The sequence below is a fragment of the Klebsiella pneumoniae complex sp. WS1778 genome, from assembly GCF_049472055.1.
In the GTDB taxonomy this organism is placed as follows: domain Bacteria; phylum Pseudomonadota; class Gammaproteobacteria; order Enterobacterales; family Enterobacteriaceae; genus Klebsiella; species Klebsiella quasipneumoniae.
The window spans coordinates 338,092-356,180 of record NZ_JBKGTJ010000004.1; the positions used below are offsets into that span (position 1 = coordinate 338,092).

General features: G+C 57.5%; 17 protein-coding genes and 1 pseudogene. 9 read left to right on the plus strand and 9 right to left on the minus strand.

From position 1 onward, the window contains the following. The first annotated feature begins 9 nt into the window (after window positions 1–9). From dnaE to tilS, 5 genes are all read left to right on the plus strand, one after another. A complete protein-coding gene (gene dnaE / locus ACLEXF_RS19930) occupies window positions 10–3,492 on the plus strand; it encodes a DNA polymerase III subunit alpha (RefSeq protein ID WP_017900653.1) in 3,483 nt (1,160 codons plus the stop codon). 12 nt (window positions 3,493–3,504) lie between these two features. After that, window positions 3,505–4,464 (plus strand): acetyl-CoA carboxylase carboxyl transferase subunit alpha, encoded by a 960-nt coding sequence (gene accA / locus ACLEXF_RS19935; protein ID WP_004204460.1) that lies wholly within the window; start codon window positions 3,505–3,507, stop codon window positions 4,462–4,464. A 113-nt stretch (window positions 4,465–4,577) separates the two neighbouring features. Next, complete coding sequence (locus ACLEXF_RS19940; RefSeq protein ID WP_004204462.1) at window positions 4,578–6,731, plus strand: lysine decarboxylase LdcC; 2,154 nt, start codon at window positions 4,578–4,580, stop codon at window positions 6,729–6,731. Window positions 6,732–6,777: 46 nt separating this feature from the next. Beyond that, window positions 6,778–7,167, plus strand: coding sequence for a VOC family protein (locus ACLEXF_RS19945; RefSeq protein WP_004204463.1), 390 nt, complete (start codon window positions 6,778–6,780; stop codon window positions 7,165–7,167). Between the two features lie 53 nt (window positions 7,168–7,220). Next, on the plus strand, window positions 7,221–8,534 hold the full coding sequence (gene tilS, locus ACLEXF_RS19950) for a tRNA lysidine(34) synthetase TilS (RefSeq protein ID WP_064178503.1): 1,314 nt from the start codon (window positions 7,221–7,223) through the stop codon (window positions 8,532–8,534). Between the two features lie 12 nt (window positions 8,535–8,546). On the opposite strand, the gene rof is transcribed toward tilS, so the two are convergent. Next, window positions 8,547–8,807 (minus strand): Rho-binding antiterminator, encoded by a 261-nt coding sequence (gene rof / locus ACLEXF_RS19955; protein ID WP_002889424.1) that lies wholly within the window; start codon window positions 8,805–8,807, stop codon window positions 8,547–8,549. Then, window positions 8,794–8,994 (minus strand): YaeP family protein, encoded by a 201-nt coding sequence (locus ACLEXF_RS19960; protein WP_002889429.1) that lies wholly within the window; start codon window positions 8,992–8,994, stop codon window positions 8,794–8,796. Before ACLEXF_RS19960 ends, rof begins: the two co-directional genes overlap by 14 nt. A gap of 196 nt (window positions 8,995–9,190) precedes the next feature. Here ACLEXF_RS19960 and ACLEXF_RS19965 point away from each other — a divergent pair, with 196 nt between their 5' ends. The 3 genes from ACLEXF_RS19965 to nlpE are packed head-to-tail and all read left to right on the plus strand — an operon-like array spanning window position 9,191 to window position 10,887. Then, window positions 9,191–9,736: a YaeQ family protein gene (locus tag ACLEXF_RS19965; protein ID WP_004204466.1), complete on the plus strand. Its 546-nt coding sequence runs from the start codon at window positions 9,191–9,193 to the stop codon at window positions 9,734–9,736. Then, complete coding sequence (gene arfB, locus ACLEXF_RS19970; RefSeq protein ID WP_004204468.1) at window positions 9,733–10,146, plus strand: alternative ribosome rescue aminoacyl-tRNA hydrolase ArfB; 414 nt, start codon at window positions 9,733–9,735, stop codon at window positions 10,144–10,146. Before ACLEXF_RS19965 ends, arfB begins: the two co-directional genes overlap by 4 nt. 42 nt (window positions 10,147–10,188) lie before the next feature. After that, window positions 10,189–10,887, plus strand: coding sequence for an envelope stress response activation lipoprotein NlpE (nlpE, locus tag ACLEXF_RS19975; RefSeq protein WP_004204471.1), 699 nt, complete (start codon window positions 10,189–10,191; stop codon window positions 10,885–10,887). A gap of 190 nt (window positions 10,888–11,077) precedes the next feature. Here nlpE and ACLEXF_RS19980 read toward each other — a convergent pair. From ACLEXF_RS19980 to metN, 7 genes and pseudogenes are all read right to left on the minus strand, one after another. Then, window positions 11,078–11,371, minus strand: a pseudogene (locus tag ACLEXF_RS19980) (YaeF family permuted papain-like enzyme); the annotation flags it as partial. 58 nt (window positions 11,372–11,429) lie between these two features. Then, a complete protein-coding gene (proS, locus tag ACLEXF_RS19985; RefSeq protein WP_004204474.1) occupies window positions 11,430–13,148 on the minus strand; it encodes a proline--tRNA ligase in 1,719 nt (572 codons plus the stop codon). Between the two features lie 112 nt (window positions 13,149–13,260). Next, the gene (gene tsaA / locus ACLEXF_RS19990; protein WP_017900660.1) at window positions 13,261–13,968 is read right to left on the minus strand and encodes a tRNA (N6-threonylcarbamoyladenosine(37)-N6)-methyltransferase TrmO; all 708 of its coding nucleotides are present in this window, start codon (window positions 13,966–13,968) and stop codon (window positions 13,261–13,263) included. After that, window positions 13,965–14,372: an Rcs stress response system protein RcsF gene (gene rcsF / locus ACLEXF_RS19995; protein ID WP_004204477.1), complete on the minus strand. Its 408-nt coding sequence runs from the start codon at window positions 14,370–14,372 to the stop codon at window positions 13,965–13,967. Before rcsF ends, tsaA begins: the two co-directional genes overlap by 4 nt. A gap of 107 nt (window positions 14,373–14,479) precedes the next feature. Beyond that, entirely contained in the window at window positions 14,480–15,295 is an 816-nt protein-coding gene (gene metQ, locus ACLEXF_RS20000) for a methionine ABC transporter substrate-binding lipoprotein MetQ (RefSeq protein ID WP_002889445.1), read from the minus strand. A gap of 43 nt (window positions 15,296–15,338) precedes the next feature. Next, entirely contained in the window at window positions 15,339–15,992 is a 654-nt protein-coding gene (locus ACLEXF_RS20005) for a methionine ABC transporter permease MetI (protein WP_004204478.1), read from the minus strand. Then, window positions 15,985–17,016: a methionine ABC transporter ATP-binding protein MetN gene (gene metN / locus ACLEXF_RS20010; RefSeq protein WP_002889450.1), complete on the minus strand. Its 1,032-nt coding sequence runs from the start codon at window positions 17,014–17,016 to the stop codon at window positions 15,985–15,987. The genes ACLEXF_RS20005 and metN overlap by 8 nt, the downstream gene beginning before the upstream one ends. Before the next feature lie 188 nt (window positions 17,017–17,204). Between metN and gmhB the strand changes: the two genes are divergently transcribed. Next, window positions 17,205–17,771, plus strand: coding sequence for a D-glycero-beta-D-manno-heptose 1,7-bisphosphate 7-phosphatase (gene gmhB / locus ACLEXF_RS20015; RefSeq protein WP_004204479.1), 567 nt, complete (start codon window positions 17,205–17,207; stop codon window positions 17,769–17,771). The last annotated feature ends 318 nt before the right edge of the window (window positions 17,772–18,089 follow it).

The window sequence follows — 18,089 nt, forward strand, 5'->3', positions numbered from 1 at the left end:
GATCTAAAGATGGCTGAACCACGTTTCGTACACCTGCGGGTGCACAGCGACTATTCCATGATCGATGGGCTGGCAAAGACCGGGCCGCTGGTCAAGAAGGCGGCCTCGCTTGGCATGCCAGCGCTGGCGATCACTGATTTCACCAACCTCTGCGGGCTGGTGAAGTTCTACGGGACGGGACACGGCGCGGGGATTAAGCCGATCGTCGGCGCCGATTTCCACGTGCAGTGCGACCTGCTCGGCGACGAATTTACCGAGCTGACCGTGCTGGCGGCGAACAACACCGGCTACCAGAACCTGACTCTGCTGATTTCCCGCGCCTATCAGCGCGGCTACGGCGCCCTGGGGCCGTGGATCGATCGCGACTGGCTGGTGGAACATCAGGAAGGGCTGATTCTGCTCTCCGGCGGCCGTAAAGGCGACGTCGGCGTCAGCCTGATCCGCGGCAACATGCCGCTGGTTGAGCAGTGCGTCGCCTTCTATGAAGAGCATTTCCCGGATCGCTATTTTCTGGAGCTGATCCGCACCGGTCGTCAGGATGAAGAGAGTTATCTTCATGCCGCCGTGGCGCTGGCGGAAGCGCGTGGTCTGCCGGTGGTGGCGACCAACGATGTCCGCTTCCTCGATACAGGCGATTTTGACGCCCATGAAATCCGCGTCGCTATTCACGACGGCTTCACCCTCGACGACCCGAAACGGCCGCGCAACTACTCGCCGCAGCAATATATGCGCAGCGAGGAAGAGATGTGCGAGCTGTTCGCCGATATTCCGGAAGCGCTGGCAAACAGCGTTGAAATTGCCAAGCGCTGCAACGTCACCGTGCGGCTTGGCGAATATTTCCTGCCGCAGTTCCCGACCGGCGATATGACCACGGAAGATTTCCTGGTGATGAAATCGAAAGAGGGTCTGGAGGAGCGGCTGGAATTCCTCTTCCCGGATCCGGAAGTGCGCGCGAAGCGCCGGCCGGAATACGACGAGCGTCTGGATATCGAGCTGCAGGTGATCAACCAGATGGGCTTCCCCGGCTACTTCCTGATCGTGATGGAGTTTATCCAGTGGTCGAAGGATAACGGTGTGCCGGTCGGCCCGGGCCGCGGTTCCGGCGCCGGTTCGCTGGTGGCCTACGCGCTGAAGATCACCGATCTCGACCCGCTGGAGTTCGACCTGCTGTTCGAACGTTTCCTTAACCCGGAGCGTGTCTCAATGCCCGACTTTGACGTCGACTTCTGCATGGAGAAACGCGACCAGGTTATCGAGCACGTGGCGGATATGTATGGCCGCGACGCGGTATCGCAGATCATCACCTTCGGTACCATGGCGGCGAAGGCGGTCATCCGCGACGTGGGCCGCGTGCTGGGTCACCCGTACGGCTTTGTCGACCGCATCTCCAAACTGGTGCCGCCCGATCCGGGCATGACGCTGGCGAAAGCCTTTGAGGCCGAGCCGCAGCTGCCGGAGATCTACGAGGCGGACGAAGAAGTGAAAGCGCTGATCGACATGGCGCGTAAGCTGGAAGGGGTGACGCGAAACGCCGGTAAGCATGCGGGCGGCGTGGTTATCGCACCGACCAAGATCACCGACTTCGCCCCGCTGTATTGCGATGAGCAGGGGCTGCATCCGGTTACCCAGTTTGACAAGAACGACGTGGAATACGCCGGGCTGGTGAAATTCGACTTCCTCGGTCTGCGTACGCTCACTATCATTAACTGGGCGCTGGAGATGATTAATAAGCGCCGTGAGAAGAACGGTGAAGGGCCGCTGGATATCGCCGCCATCCCGCTGGATGACAAGAAAAGCTTCGACATGCTGCAGCGCTCGGAAACCACTGCGGTCTTCCAGCTTGAATCGCGCGGCATGAAAGATCTGATTAAACGCCTGCAGCCGGACTGCTTCGAAGATATGATCGCTCTGGTGGCCCTGTTCCGCCCGGGCCCGCTGCAGTCGGGGATGGTAGATAACTTTATCGACCGTAAGCACGGCCGAGAAGAGATCTCGTATCCGGACGTGCAGTGGCAGCATGAAAGCCTGAAACCGGTGCTGGAGCCGACCTACGGCATCATCCTGTATCAGGAACAGGTCATGCAGATTGCCCAGGTGCTGTCCGGGTATACCCTCGGCGGCGCGGATATGCTGCGTCGCGCGATGGGTAAGAAAAAGCCGGAGGAGATGGCCAAGCAGCGTTCTATCTTTGAGGATGGGGCGAAGAAAAACGGCATTGACGGCGAACTGGCGATGAAAATCTTTGACCTGGTGGAGAAATTCGCCGGTTACGGGTTTAACAAATCGCACTCCGCCGCGTACGCGCTGGTTTCTTACCAGACGCTATGGCTTAAGGCGCACTATCCGGCTGAGTTTATGGCGGCGGTAATGACCGCCGATATGGATAACACCGAGAAGGTCGTTGGCCTGGTGGACGAGTGCTGGCGGATGGGGCTGAAAATTTTGCCGCCGGATATTAACTCCGGCCTGTACCATTTCCACGTCAACGACGACGGCGAGATCGTCTACGGTATCGGCGCCATCAAGGGCGTCGGCGAAGGGCCGATCGAAGCGATCATTGAGGCGCGCAACAACGGCGGTTATTTCCGCGAGCTGTTCGACCTCTGCGCGCGGACCGATATTAAAAAGCTCAACCGTCGCGTGCTGGAAAAGCTGATTATGTCCGGGGCGTTCGATCGTCTCGGTCCGCACCGTGCGGCGCTGATGAATTCGCTGGGCGATGCGCTGAAAGCCGCCGACCAGCACGCCAAAGCCGAGGCCATCGGCCAGGCTGATATGTTCGGCGTACTGGCGGAAGAGCCTGAGCAGATTGAACAGTCCTACGCCAGCTGCCAGCCGTGGCCTGAGCAGGTGGTGCTGGATGGTGAAAGGGAGACCCTGGGGCTGTACCTGACCGGGCACCCGATTAACCAGTATCTGAAAGAGATTGAGCGCTACGTCGGCGGCGTGAGGCTCAAAGACATGCATCCGACCGATCGTGGAAAAGTGACCACGGCGGCGGGGCTGGTGATTGCGGCGCGGGTAATGGTCACCAAGCGCGGCAATCGTATCGGCATCTGTACCCTGGATGACCGTTCCGGGCGGCTGGAAGTGATGTTATTCACCGACGCGCTGGATAAATATCAGCAGTTGCTGGAAAAAGACCGCATACTTATCGTCAGCGGACAGGTCAGCTTTGATGACTTTAGCGGGGGGCTTAAAATGACCGCCCGTGAAGTCATGGACATTGACGAAGCCCGGGAAAAATATGCTCGCGGGCTTGCTATCTCGCTGACGGACAGGCAAATTGATGACCAGCTTTTAAACCGACTCCGTCAGTCTCTGGAACCCCACCGTTCGGGAACCATTCCAGTGCACCTCTACTATCAGAGGGCGGATGCACGCGCGCGGTTGCGTTTCGGCGCAACATGGCGCGTCTCTCCGAGCGATCGTTTACTCAACGATCTGCGTGGCCTTATCGGCTCGGAGCAGGTGGAACTGGAGTTTGACTAATACAGGAATACTATGAGTCTGAATTTCCTAGATTTTGAACAGCCGATTGCAGAGCTGGAAGCGAAAATCGATTCCCTGACTGCGGTAAGCCGTCAGGATGAGAAACTGGATATTAACATCGATGAAGAAGTGCATCGTCTGCGCGAGAAAAGCGTAGAGCTGACGCGCAAAATCTTCTCCGATCTCGGTGCATGGCAGGTTGCGCAACTGGCGCGCCACCCGCGCCGTCCTTACACCCTGGATTATGTCCGCCTGGCGTTCGACGAGTTTGACGAACTGGCCGGTGACCGTGCCTACGCTGACGATAAAGCGATTGTCGGCGGTATCGCGCGTCTTGATGGTCGTCCGGTGATGATCATTGGCCATCAGAAAGGTCGCGAAACCAAAGAAAAAATTCGTCGCAACTTTGGTATGCCGGCCCCGGAAGGCTACCGCAAAGCGCTGCGCCTGATGGAGATGGCTGAGCGGTTTAAAATGCCGATCATCACCTTCATCGACACCCCGGGCGCCTACCCGGGCGTTGGCGCGGAAGAGCGCGGCCAGTCGGAAGCGATCGCTCGCAATCTGCGTGAAATGTCGCGTCTGAGCGTGCCGGTGATCTGCACCGTGATCGGCGAAGGCGGCTCCGGCGGCGCGCTGGCTATCGGCGTGGGCGACAAGGTCAACATGCTGCAGTACAGCACCTATTCGGTGATTTCGCCGGAAGGCTGTGCCTCCATTCTGTGGAAGAGCGCGGATAAAGCGCCGCTGGCTGCGGAAGCGATGGGCATTATTGCCCCGCGTCTGAAAGAGCTGAAGCTGATCGATTCTATCGTTCCGGAACCGCTGGGCGGCGCCCACCGCAACCCGGAAGCGATGGCGGCAAACCTGAAAGCGCAGCTGCTGGCGGACCTGGCCGATCTCGATCTTCTCAGCGAAGAAGAGCTGCTTAACCGCCGCTATCAACGTCTGATGAGCTACGGTTACGCCTAAGTATTCCGCTAGCGCAAAAGACTAAGGGCCGGATTTTCCGGCCCTTTTTTTATGTGCGATGCGCCCAGGGGATTGCTATGATGCTGGACTTAGGTGAATACCAGGAGGAAAGCGTGAATATCATCGCCATCATGGGGCCTCACGGCGTCTATCACAAAGACGAGCCGATCAAAGAACTGGAAGCGGCGCTGCAGCGCCAGGGCTTTCAGACCATCTGGCCGCAAAACAGCGCCGACCTGCTGCAGTTTATCGAGCACAACCCGCGCATCTGCGGCGTGATCTTCGACTGGGATGAGTACAGCGTCGATCTGTGCAGCGATATCAATCAGCTCAATGAATATCTGCCTCTGTACGCCTTTATTAACGCCCACTCGACGATGGATGTCAGCAGTCAGGATCTGCGCATGACGCTGTGGTTCTTCGAATATGCGCTGGGACTCTCCGAAGAGATCGCCACCCGCATCGGGCAGTATACCCGCGAGTACCTGGACAATATCACCCCGCCGTTTACCCGCGCGCTGTTTAACTATGTGCAGGAGGGTAAATATACCTTTTGTACGCCGGGTCATATGGGCGGCAGCGCCTATCAGAAAAGCCCAGTGGGCTGCCTGTTCTATGACTTTTTTGGCGGGAATACGCTGAAGGCGGATGTCTCGATTTCGGTCACCGAGCTGGGCTCCCTGCTGGATCATACCGGCCCGCATCTGGAGGCGGAGGAGTATATCGCTCGCGCCTTTGGCGCCGAGCAAAGCTATATGGTGACCAACGGTACCTCAACGTCCAATAAAATTGTCGGCATGTACTCGGCGCCCGCCGGCAGCACGCTGCTGATTGACCGTAACTGTCACAAATCGCTGGCCCACCTGCTGATGATGAGCGATGTGGTTCCCCTGTGGCTGAAGCCGACCCGCAACGCGCTGGGGATCCTCGGCGGTATCCCCCGGCGCGAGTTTACCCGCGACAGTATTCAGCAGAAAGTGCGCGACACGGGCGGGGCGCAGTGGCCCGTGCATGCGGTGATCACCAACTCCACCTACGATGGCCTGCTCTACAACACCACCTGGCTTAAAGAGACGCTCGACGTCCCGTCGATCCATTTCGATTCCGCCTGGGTGCCGTATACCCATTTCCATCCGATATATCAGGGGAAAAGCGGCATGAGCGGTGAGCGGATCCCCGGTAAAGTCATCTTCGAGACGCAGTCGACGCATAAGATGCTGGCCGCGCTGTCGCAGGCCTCGTTGATCCACATTAAGGGCAACTATGATGAAGAGACCTTTAATGAAGCCTTTATGATGCATACCTCTACATCGCCGAGCTACCCCATCGTCGCGTCGATTGAGACCGCGGCGGCGATGCTGCGCGGTAACTCCGGTAAGCGCCTGATCCAGCGCTCCATTGAGCGGGCGCTGGACTTCCGCAAAGAGGTGCAGCGACTGCGCGAAGAGTCGGACGGCTGGTTCTTTGATATCTGGCAGCCGGAAGCGGTGGATAAAGCCGAGTGCTGGCCGGTGGCACCGGGCGAAGACTGGCACGGTTTCAAAGATGCCGATGCGGATCATATGTATCTCGATCCGGTGAAGGTCACCATTCTGACGCCGGGCATGGACGAGCAGGGGAATATGGATGAAGAGGGGATCCCGGCGGCGCTGGTGGCGAAGTTCCTCGACGAGCGGGGCGTGGTGGTGGAGAAAACGGGCCCCTACAACCTGCTGTTCCTCTTTAGCATCGGTATCGATAAAACCCGGGCGATGGGGCTGCTGCGCGGCCTGACCGAGTTTAAGCGTGCCTACGATCTCAATCTGCGGGTGAAGAATATGCTGCCGGATCTGTACGCCGAAGATCCCGACTTCTACCGCAATATGCGGATCCAGGATCTGGCGCAGGGGATCCACCGCTTGATCCGCCAGCACCAGCTGCCGCAGCTGATGCTCAGCGCCTTTGACGTCCTGCCGGAAATGAAAATGACGCCGCATCATGCCTGGCAGCGCCAGATTAAAGGTGAGGTGGAAACTATTGAACTGGAGAACCTGGTGGGCCGGATTTCGGCCAACATGATCCTCCCTTATCCGCCGGGGGTACCGCTGCTGATGCCAGGAGAGATGATCACGGAGGAGAGCCGGGCGGTGCTCGACTTCCTGCTGATGCTCTGCTCCATAGGACGTCATTACCCGGGGTTTGAGACCGATATTCACGGCGCGAAGCGCGATGAGGACGGCGTTTATCGGGTACGAGTCTTAAAAAATGACGAAAGGCTTGCGCGTTAACGGCGCGCACGAGTAACGTGGCTGGCTTAACAGAAGGAGTTTGACCATGCTGGGTTTGAAACGGGTTCACCATATTGCCATCATTGCGACCGACTACGCCCGCAGTAAAGCGTTCTATTGCGATACTCTGGGGTTTACGCTGCAAAGCGAGTTTTATCGCGCCGAGCGTGACTCCTGGAAAGGCGATCTGGCGCTCAACGGCGAGTATGTGATTGAGCTGTTCTCGTTCCCGTTTCCGCCGGCCCGCCCCAGTCGTCCGGAAGCCTGCGGGCTGCGTCATCTGGCCTTTAGCGTGGATGATATCGACGCTGCGGTAGCGCATTTGACTGCGCATGGCGTGGAGTGCGAAGCGATTCGCGTCGATCCCTTTACCGGTAAACGCTTTACCTTCTTTAGCGATCCGGACGACCTGCCGCTGGAAATATATCAGCAGTAAACCTTGCCAGCGCGACCCTGGCCCGGTAACGTGCCGGGCCATCACTTCTCGGTATGTTTGTGGTTATGACGGCTGACATTGCGCATACGCTTCATCCCCATCGCCAGCTGCTGGTGGCCTTCAGCGGCGGTCTGGACTCGACGGTTCTTCTGCATCAGCTGGTGCTGCTGCGGGAACAGGATCCCTCGCTGACGCTGCGGGCGGTGCATGTTCACCACGGCCTTAGCGCCCACGCAGACGACTGGGTGGCGCACTGTCGGCAGATTTGCCAGCAGTGGCAGGTGCCGTTGGTGGTGCATCGCGTGACGTTAGCCCGGGGCGGCCTGGGCGTCGAGGCCCATGCCCGTGCGGCGCGCTATCAGGCCTTTCAGGATACGCTCAATGCCGGCGAGGTGTTAGTGACCGCCCAGCACCAGGATGACCAATGCGAAACGCTGCTGCTGGCGTTAAAACGCGGCAGCGGTCCTACTGGTCTGTCGGCGATGGCGCCATCCTCTGCTTTTGCCGAGAGCCGACTACTGCGTCCTCTCCTCAATGAAACCCGCGAATCGCTACGCCAGTGGGCGCTCGCCCATCAGTTGTCGTGGATTGAAGATGAGAGTAATCAGGACGATACCTATGACCGCAACTTTCTGCGCCTGCGGGTGATCCCGCTGCTGCGCGAGCGCTGGCCGCACTTTAGCGAGGCCGTCGCCCGCAGCGCCAGCCTGTGCGCCGAGCAGGAGCAACTGCTGGACGAGTTACTGGCGGCGGAGCTCGCGTCGCTGGCGGCCGAAGACGGGTCGCTGGCTATCGCGCCACTGACGTCGATGAGTTCTCCCCGCCGCGCGGCGCTGCTGCGTCGCTGGCTCGCCGGGCAGCGGGCGCCGATGCCGGCCCGCGAGGTGCCGGAGCGCCTCTGGCACGAGGTGGCGCTGGCGCGGGAAGATGCCAGCCCCTGCCTGCGGTTGGGGGAATTTACCGTCCGTCGTTTTCAGCAGCGCTTGTACTGGGTGAGATATGTACCCGGGCAGGCGGATAGCGTCCAGCACTGGCCCGACTGGCGCCAGCCGCTGCGGCTGGCGGACGGTCTCGGCGAGCTGATGCTGCAGCCGGGCGGCAGGCTGCGCCCGCCCTCGGCGGATGAGCCGATCACCGTCCGCTTTCGCGCCAGCGGCAATCTGCATATCGTCGGGCGTCATGGCGGCCGAAAGCTAAAGAAGATCTGGCAGGAGCTGGGCGTTGCTCCGTGGCGACGAGACACCACGCCGCTGCTGTTTTACGGTGAAACGCCGATTGCCGCAGCGGACGATCTGTTTGTGACCCACGAAGGTGAAGTCAAAGACGGGGAAGGAGTCAGTCTGACATGGAGGAAAACGGGCGGTTAAGCCCGTTTTGATTCAGGATTCGCTCACCACCACGGTGCCGATTTCCGGGTGACTGAAGCTGGCGATTTTATCCAGGCGCAGCTCGCGGACGTTGCCGGCGAGTTCGACCACCAGATACTCGATATTTTTACGCGAGATTAGATCGCTGGCCTTCGCCTGCAGCTGTTCGCCATCCTTCAGCGCCAGCGTCAGCACCAGGTGATGCTGGCAGGCCAGCTCCAGGTTGTCGTAATCATCGCAGTTAATGGGTTGATAAGTATCATTCATTGACATAATCGCTCACCAGTAAGTTTGCTGCCGCATAAGCGGCCTTTTCCCTGACTGACTCCGAAAGGGCCTCATCCGCCGCAATCTCATTCAATACTTTCAACACGCAACCCAGCGCATCCGGGATATACCCTAAGTCTCCGCTGGCTATTTCCGCATACCGCTTGCGTATTAACTCACAATAGTGGTCCACATGCCCTCCTGTCAGCGTTCTGACTCAACCGTGGGATGCAAGTTTAAGCCTACGAAGATAAACTCTGTTTAGCAAGGGAACTATATCATAGTCATTTAAGCAATTTCAGCAGGATGAAACAGGTTGCTGCGATTGCTGACAGCCTTTTGCCGCCAGTTTCGCTACAATGTACGCCATTTTTTTCAGGAGTTTATTCATGGCGCTGAAAGCGACGATATATAAAGCCGCGGTGAATGTAGCCGATCTGGATCGCAACCAGTTTCTGGATGCTAACCTGACGCTGGCGCAGCACCCGTCGGAAACCCAGGAGCGCATGATGCTGCGCCTGCTGGCGTGGATCAAATATGCCGATGAACGGCTGCAGTTTACGCGCGGCCTCTCGTCAGACGACGAGCCGGAGCTGTGGCTGCTTAACGATCATCTCGGGGTTGATCTGTGGATCGAGCTGGGGCTGCCGGACGAGAAACGTATCAAGAAAGCCTGCTCGCGGGCGCAGGCGGTGGCGTTGTTCGCCTATAACAGCCGGGCGGCTGAAATCTGGTGGCAGCAAAATCAGAACAAGCTTGCGGCGTACCCGAAGCTGACCATCTGGTATCTTGATGATGCCCAGCTGGCGCAGCTTAGCGCTTTTGCCGACCGCACGATGACGCTGCAGGCCACTTTGCAGGAGGGGAGCATCTGGTTATCCGATGCTCAGAATAATCTGGAAATTCAGCTTACCGCCTGGCAAGCGCCGGCATGATTACTATCAGCCGCAGTGTGGCCATTGCTGACAACGAGATCACGCTGGAAGGTATTCGCGCCCAGGGGGCCGGGGGCCAGCACGTGAACAAAGCGTCGACCGCGATCCATCTGCGCTTCGATATTAAAGCCTCGAGCCTGCCGGCGTTTTACAAAGAGCGCCTGCTCGCCGCCAGCCATCACTTAATTTCTGCTGACGGTGTGGTTATCATTAAGGCTCAGGAATACCGCAGTCAGGAGATGAACCGCGAAGCGGCGATCGCCCGGCTGGTGGCCCTTATCAAAGAATTAACCGCAGTGCAAAAAAGTCGCCGGGAGACGCGACCGACTCGGGCATCCAAAGAGCGTCGCCTTGCTTCTAAGGCGCAAAAGTCCTCAGTCAAGGCGCTGCGTGGAAAAGTTCGCCAGTGAAGGTGTCGGCGAACGGGTGGAATGGATCATAAGGAAAGTAGAGTGAAGAAAATCATATTCTCCGTGATAGCGGCCTGTTCGCTGTTCGCGCTGTTTGGTTGTAACCATCGCGCCGAAAATGACACGGTTCAGCCGGCAGCGATGGAAGAGCTCAAACCGATGCAGCAAAGCTGGCGTGGGGTGCTGCCCTGCGCGGATTGCGAAGGCATCGACACCTCGCTGTTCCTGGAAAAAGACGGTACCTGGGTGATGAATGAGCACTACCAGGGCGCTGGTCGTGAACCATCTTCCTTTGCCTCTTACGGCACCTGGGCGCGTACGGCGGATAAGCTGGTACTGACCAACAGCAAGGGCGAAAAATCGTACTTTCGCGCGAAGGGCGACAAGCTGGAGATGCTCGACCGCAACGGGAGTCCCATTCAGTCTCCTCTCAACTATACCCTGGAGCCGGTGAAGGCCAGCCTGCCGACCACCCCGATGGCGATGCGTGGCATGTACTTCTATATGGCCGATGCGGCAACCTTTACTGATTGCGCGACCGGTAAACGCGTCGCGGTGGCGAACAATGCCCAGCTTGAGCGGGATTATGCCGCTGCCCGCGGCAATGATTCACGTCCGGTTCTGCTGGTGGTGGAAGGGCACTTTACCCTCGAGGCGAACCCGGATACCGGCGAAATGATGAAAACGCTGATGACGGATCAGGCCGGCAAATTTATTCCAGGGAAAGACTGCGGACACTGATTGTCCGGCTCCTGCCCGGGAAACGGGCAGGAGATACGCCTCAGCGGTAGCCGGCCAGCGGACTTCGTTCATGGTGGTTTTACCGTCCCCCCCCTTTTCCACCAACCATAGCGCACGAATCATGAGCCTCATGACGGGTGGGAAAGGGCAAATCGTTCTTTTACTCCGCACCGGCCTTCGGTTTGTTCACCAGATACAGCGCGACGTGGCTCACGGAAGAGGGACTGAAGGCGCGGATCCCAAACGAAGTGACGCCGAGGCTGGAGAAGAAGAGCAGGTCGCCGGAACGTAGGTCGCTTTCGGCGATTTCGCGCAGTCCGCTGCCGGCAATCGAGCTGTGGCGCTGGAGGGGGACCGCCCATGGCAGTGAGCGGCTATCGGTAGCGGATGCGGAAGGGGCGTTGCGGCCGACGTCTACAGTGCAGGCGGTAGGCAGGAGCAGGGCGGAGGTCAGCAGCCCGCTGCTGAGAAGAGGTGCAGTCATGGGTACAGTCCTTGTAAAAAAAAGGCCCTGACATCCGTTCAGGGCCCTGGTTGGGTGATTAGCCTTTTATCGCTTTAACCAGATATTCCACAATATCCCCGGTCTTAATCAGCTGCTTCTCACCGTTGCGACGATACTTGTATTCGATATCGTCATTGTCGAGGTTACGATCGCCCAGCACGATGGTGTGCGGGATACCGATCAGCTCCATATCGGCGAACATCACGCCCGGACGCTCTTTACGATCGTCCATCAGCACTTCAATACCCTGGGCGCTCAGCTCGGCGTACAGTTTCTCCGCCAGCTCCTGCACACGGTAAGATTTGTGCATGTTCATCGGCAGGATCGCCACCTGGAATGGCGCAATCGCATCCGGCCAGACGATACCGCGATCGTCAAAGTTCTGCTCAATCGCCGCCGCCACTACGCGAGTGACCCCGATACCATAGCAACCCATCGTCAGGATCTGGTTGCGGCCATCTTCGCCCTGGACCGCGGCTTTCATCGCCTCGGAGTACTTCGTCCCCAGCTGGAAGATATGACCCACTTCGATACCGCGCTTGATAAGCAGGGTACCTTTGCCGTCCGGGCTCGGATCGCCGGCGACGACGTTACGGATGTCCGCGACTTCCGGCGTGGCGACATCGCGGTCCCAGTTGATGCCGAAGTAGTGTTTGCCATCGATGTTGGCGCCGGCGGCGAAATCGCTCATCACCGCCACAGTACGGTCGATAATCACCGGCACCGGCAGGTTCACCGGACCCAGGGAGCCCGGACCGGCTTTCACCAGGGCGCGGATCTCTTCTTCGGTGGCGAAGGTCAGCGGGCTGGCGACCTGCGGCAGTTTTTCCGCTTTCACTTCGTTCAGCTCGTGATCGCCGCGCACCAGCAGGGCAACCAGCGGGGAAGCGCTATCTTCAACCGCTTTCACCAGCAGGGTTTTCACGGTTTTTTCGATCGGCAGGTTGAACTGCTCAACCAGCTCGGCGATGGTTTTGGCGTTCGGCGTGTCGACCAGGGTCATCTCCTGGGTGGCGGCCGCGCGCGGCGTTTTCGGCGCAACGGCTTCCGCAAACTCGATGTTTGCCGCGTAGTCGGAGCTGTCGGAGAAGATCACATCGTCTTCGCCGCTCTGCGCCAGCACCTGGAATTCATGAGAGGCGCTGCCGCCGATAGAGCCGGTATCAGCCTGTACCGCGCGGAAGTCCAGCCCCATGCGGCTGAAGATTTTACTGTAAGCGGCGTACATCGCATCGTAGGTTTCCTGCAGCGATTCCTGCGACGTATGGAAAGAGTACGCATCTTTCATCAGGAATTCGCGGGAGCGCATCACGCCGAAACGCGGACGCACTTCGTCGCGGAATTTGGTCTGGATCTGATAGAAGTTCAGCGGCAGCTGCTTATAGGAGTTCAGCTCGTTGCGGATCAGGTCGGTGATGACCTCTTCGTGGGTTGGACCGAGGACGAACGGACGATCGCCACGATCGGCAATGCGCAGCAGTTCCGGGCCGTACTGCTCCCAGCGACCGCTCTCCTGCCATAGTTCAGATGGCTGAACGACCGGCATTAACACCTCGATCGCACCGGCGTTGTTCATCTCTTCACGCACGATGTTTTCGACTTTTTTCAGGACGCGCACGCCGGTCGGCAGCCAGGTGTATAACCCGGAGGCCAGCTTGCGGATCATCCCGGCGCGCAGCATCAGCTGGTGGCTGATTACCTCGGCGTCGGCAGGTGTCTCCTTCAGAGTGGAGAGCAGATATTGGCTAGTACGCATGTTGTAACGGTTCCAGTTAAACGAGCGGAACAGGCTGGTTGCCCAGCCTGAAACAAAAAAAGTGGTTTAGTTTACCAGTGTGGGAAAGATGCCAAAAGAGAGGAAAATAAAATTAGCGCGCTTCGAGGGCAAAGACTTCAAAACCGGCGGCAGTCACCCGCCAGCGGACGTTGAAATCCAGCAGCCAGACGGCGTAATTTTTACCTGCCTCTTCTTCCTTACGATAGGCCGGACGCGGATCCTGCGCCAGCACCTCTCGGATAAACGCCTTCAGATGCGGATAACGCTTCTCCAGATGCAAAAGCTGCGTTTCGACCTCGGCGGTAAAACTGACGACCTGATCCGCCTGCGGTGCCTGTTGCGCGTAGCTGGCGTGCGCGTTGGGCAGCGCTTCGGCAAACGGCAGATAGGGTTTGATGTCGACCACCGGCGTACCGTCGACGAGATCGAGGCTGCCGAGCTCCAGTATCACCTGCTCTTTTTGACAGCGAACGCCCTTCAGCTCAACCAGCGACATGCCAATGGGATTGGGGCGAAACGTGGAGCGGGTGGCGAAGACGCCCATACGCGCGTTGCCCCCGAGACGGGGAGGGCGCACCGTCGGACGCCAGCCGCCTTCCATGGTCTGATGAAACACAAACAAGATCCACAGATGGCTGAAGCTTTCCAGACCACGCACGGCGTCGGCCTGGTTGTAGGGCGCGATCAGATGGAGTTCTCCGCCGCCGTGCTTGACCAGACCCGGCTGGCGAGGCACGGCAAACTTCTCTTTATACGGCGAGCGGATAACGCCTATCTGCGCGAACTGAAATGCACTCATTGCGCCGATACGTTAAGCGCCGAGCCCAGACAAACCGCCTGACGGTAGCAGCCTGGGGTACCGCTGGTCACTTCGCAGCGGTGCAGCAGGACAGCATTGGCTTTCATTCGTGCGGCATTAATCTGCAGGCGCTTGCGGGCGGTAGGGATATTCGGCGGAGAATCCTGATTCGAAGCCTGGCAGGACTCGCCAGACACTTCACCCAGATCGCGGAACGGTTTACCTACCAGCTCTGACGCATCGGTATAAATACGTACCGGCGCCGGACGGGTTGCGCGTGGTTTGGTCGGCTCCGATTTAACCGGAGGAGTTGCAGTGCTTTGAACAGGCTCGACGGGAGATCTGCTTAGCATGGAACAACCGCTTAACATGAGTGCTATCAAACAGACCGGTAAAGCACGCATAATATTTCCTCAATGAATAAAAAACAGGGCGTTATTGAATCAGGTGCTTGCATAAATGACAAGACGGGCGTGAAGCCCGTCCTGAATGATATTACGGTGAGAAAAGATTACCAGCCTTTCACTGCGCCGCCGTTAAAGATCTTGTTTGCTGCTTCGTAAACTTCATCGCTCTGGTAAGCCTGAACGAATTTTTTCACATTCTCAGCATCTTTATTGTCTTCACGCGCCACGATCAGGTTCACGTACGGCGACTCTTTCCCTTCAACAAAGATGCCGTCTTTCGCCGGGGTCAGGCCAATCTGGCTGGCGTAAGTGGTGTTGATAACGGCCAGCGCAATCTGCGCGTCGTCGAGAGAACGCGGCAGCTGCGGCGCTTCCAGTTCAACAATCTTCAGGTTTTTCGGGTTCTCGACGATATCCAGTGAGGTCGGCAGCAGGCCAACGCCGTCTTTCAGTTTGATCAGGCCCACCTGCTGCAGCAGCAGCAGAGAACGACCGAGGTTGGTCGGATCGTTAGGGACGGCGATCTGCGAGCCCGGCTGCAGTTCGTCCAGCGATTTGATTTTCTTCGAGTAACCCGCGATCGGGTAGACGAAGGTATTGCCGACAGCCACCAGCTTGTAGCCGCGGTCTTTAATCTGCTGGTCGAGGTACGGTTTATGCTGGAAGGCGTTGACGTCGATATCACCTTTGCTCAGCGCTTCGTTCGGCAGAACGTAATCGTTGAAGGTCACCAGCTCAACGTCAAGGCCATACTTCTCTTTTGCCACTTTCTGCGCGACTTCAGCGACCTGCTGCTCCGCCCCGACGATAACGCCGACTTTAATATGATTCGGATCTTTTTCATCCTGACCGCAACCCACCAGCGCCAGAGAACCGATTAACGCACCAACTGCCGCAAAGGTTTTGAAATTAAAGGCCATGTTATTTCCTTCCTGTAAGAATGAGTGTTGTCTGCCAATAACGTTATTTATGAGTCACAGCCCGGACGATGCGATCGCCAGAGAATTGAATTAAATAAACCAGAATAACCAGCAATACCAGTACGGTATTCATCACGGTGGCGTTGTAGCCGATATAGCCATACTGATAACCAATCTGCCCCAAACCGCCGGCGCCCACCGCGCCGCCCATGGCGGAATAGCCCACCAGGGTGATAAGAGTGATAGTGGCGGCGTTGACCAGACCCGGCAGCGCTTCAGGCAGCAGAACCTTACGCACGATCTGCAGCGGCGTAGCGCCCATTGCCCGGGAGGCTTCAATAAGGCCTGTCGGGATCTCCAGCAGCGCGTTCTCCACCATGCGAGCGATAAACGGCGCGGCGCCCACTGTCAACGGCACGATCGCCGCCTGCAGGCCGATTGAGGTGCCGACGATTACGCGGGTAAACGGGATCATCCAGACCAACAGGATAATGAACGGGATGGAGCGGAAAATGTTCACCAGCGCCGACAGCGTCCGGTACAGTTTAGCATTGGCGACGATTTGCCCCGGACGGGTCACGTACAGCAGCACGCCCACCGGCAGGCCAAGGACAAAACCGAAGAAGCCGGAGACAAAGGTCATTGCCAGCGTTTCCCATACGCCGCGCAACAGCAGCCACATCATTGCCTCAGACATAACCCAATACCTCTACTTTTACATGATGTTCCTGCAGCCAGGCGATAGCCGCCTGAGTGTCTTCCTGTGTACCGTGCATTTCAGTCAGCATGATGCCGAACTTCACCCCGCCGGCATAATCCATCTGCGCGCTAATAATGTTGTTATTCACGTTGAAGCGACGCGCGGTTTCAGAAAGCAGCGGCGCATCGACGGAATGGCCGGTAAATTCCATGCGCAGCATTGGTACGCTATCCGCTGTAGCGGTAGGTTTCAGGCGCGCCTGGTAGTCATCCGGAATATCCAGGTGCAGGGTCGACTGAATAAACTGCTGGGCCAGCGGCGTCTTCGGATGGGAGAAGACTTCGCTCACCGTGTCCTGCTCAATCAACTGGCCGTTGCTAATCACTGCCACGCAGTCGCAAATGCGTTTCACCACATCCATTTCGTGGGTGATCAGCAGGATGGTCAGCCCCAGACGACGGTTAATGTCTTTCAGCAGTTCGAGAATGGAACGGGTGGTGGCCGGATCCAGGGCGCTGGTGGCTTCATCGCACAGCAGTACCTTGGGGTTACTGGCCAGCGCGCGGGCAATGGCGACACGCTGTTTCTGACCGCCGGAGAGATTAGCCGGATAGCTGTCGTGCTTATCACCCAGGCCGACAAGATCCAGCAGCTCCGTCACGCGGCGTTTGATTTCTGCCTGTGGCGTGTTATCCAGCTCCAGAGGTAACGCCACGTTGCCGAAAACGGTGCGGGATGCCAGCAGGTTAAAATGCTGGAAAATCATGCCAATCTGACGGCGAGCGCGGGTTAGCTCTTTTTCCGACAGCGCAGTCAGCTCCTGACCGTCAACCTGTACGCTGCCCTCGGTCGGGCGCTCCAGCAGGTTAACACAGCGAATCAGCGTACTTTTACCGGCGCCGGAGGCACCGATGACGCCGTAAATCTGTCCGGCAGGGACATGCAGGCTGACGTTATTCAGCGCCTGAATGCTGCGATTCCCCTGCTGGAACACTTTGGTGATATTGGAAAGTTTAATCATCAGTTATTTATTATCGTTTAGCCGTTTGCCGTGGCATTTTCTTCTGCCGTATCCAGGCGATGCCTGGCAATGAAATGGATGTTAAGGCATCCAGACGTCTAAATCAATCTGACTCTTTATAATGAGCACTTTCTTGCATGCGGAAACATGCGATACTAACGGCACTAGCCTTTTTCAGGAGCAAACCGGTGGCAAAGTCAGTACCCGCAATTTTTCTCGACCGTGACGGCACTATTAATGTCGATCATGGCTACGTCCACGAAATCGACAATTTTGAATTTATCGATGGCGTCATTGACGCAATGCGCGAACTAAAAGAGATGGGCTACGCGCTGGTGCTGGTCACTAACCAGTCCGGTATTGCTCGCGGTAAATTTACCGAAGCCCAGTTTGAAACGCTGACCGAATGGATGGACTGGTCCCTGGCAGACCGTGGCGTTGATCTGGACGGTATCTATTATTGCCCGCATCACCCGCAGGGTGCGGTTGAGGAGTACCGTCAGACCTGTGATTGCCGTAAACCGCATCCGGGGATGCTGATCTCCGCCCGCGATTATCTGCATATCGATATGGCCGCTTCCTATATGGTTGGGGACAAACTGGAAGATATGCAGGCTGCAGCGGCTGCTGATGTCGGTACTAAAGTGCTGGTGCGTACCGGTAAGCCTGTTACTGAAGAAGCGGAAAAAGCCGCGGACTGGGTGCTAAATAGCCTGACAGAGCTGCCGGCGGCGATTAAAAAGCAGCAAAAATAAGCGTTACGTATAAAAGATGAGCGGTTGAAATAAAATTGTATTTTTCCGCTTGTCATTCCCGGCGGGCTCCCTATAATGCGCCTCCATCGACACGGCGGATGTGAATCACTTCACACAAACAGCCAGTTCGGTTGAAGAGAAAAATCCTGAAAAACGGGTTGACTCTGAAAGAGGAAAGCGTAATATACGCCACCTCGCGACAGAGCGCTAAAGCGCGTCGCAACTGCTCTTTAACAATTTATCAGACAATCTGTGTGGGCACTCAAAGTGACATGGATTCTTAACGTCCCCGGACGAAAAATGAATACCAAGTCTCAA

Bases quoted from the DNA above. Each gene is read 5' to 3' on its own strand.
- dnaE (WP_017900653.1), top strand. From the start codon at position 10: ATGGCTGAACCACGTTTCGTACACCTGCGGGTGCACAGCGACTATTCC.
- accA (WP_004204460.1), top strand. From the start codon at position 3,505: ATGAGTCTGAATTTCCTAGATTTTGAACAGCCGATTGCAGAGCTGGAA.
- ACLEXF_RS19945 (WP_004204463.1), top strand. From the start codon at position 6,778: ATGCTGGGTTTGAAACGGGTTCACCATATTGCCATCATTGCGACCGAC.
- tilS (WP_064178503.1), top strand. From the start codon at position 7,221: ATGTTTGTGGTTATGACGGCTGACATTGCGCATACGCTTCATCCCCAT.
- rof (WP_002889424.1), bottom strand. From the start codon at position 8,807: ATGTCAATGAATGATACTTATCAACCCATTAACTGCGATGATTACGAC.
- ACLEXF_RS19965 (WP_004204466.1), top strand. From the start codon at position 9,191: ATGGCGCTGAAAGCGACGATATATAAAGCCGCGGTGAATGTAGCCGAT.
- arfB (WP_004204468.1), top strand. From the start codon at position 9,733: ATGATTACTATCAGCCGCAGTGTGGCCATTGCTGACAACGAGATCACG.
- proS (WP_004204474.1), bottom strand. From the start codon at position 13,148: ATGCGTACTAGCCAATATCTGCTCTCCACTCTGAAGGAGACACCTGCC.
- tsaA (WP_017900660.1), bottom strand. From the start codon at position 13,968: ATGAGTGCATTTCAGTTCGCGCAGATAGGCGTTATCCGCTCGCCGTAT.
- rcsF (WP_004204477.1), bottom strand. From the start codon at position 14,372: ATGCGTGCTTTACCGGTCTGTTTGATAGCACTCATGTTAAGCGGTTGT.
- metQ (WP_002889445.1), bottom strand. From the start codon at position 15,295: ATGGCCTTTAATTTCAAAACCTTTGCGGCAGTTGGTGCGTTAATCGGT.
- ACLEXF_RS20005 (WP_004204478.1), bottom strand. From the start codon at position 15,992: ATGTCTGAGGCAATGATGTGGCTGCTGTTGCGCGGCGTATGGGAAACG.
- metN (WP_002889450.1), bottom strand. From the start codon at position 17,016: ATGATTAAACTTTCCAATATCACCAAAGTGTTCCAGCAGGGGAATCGC.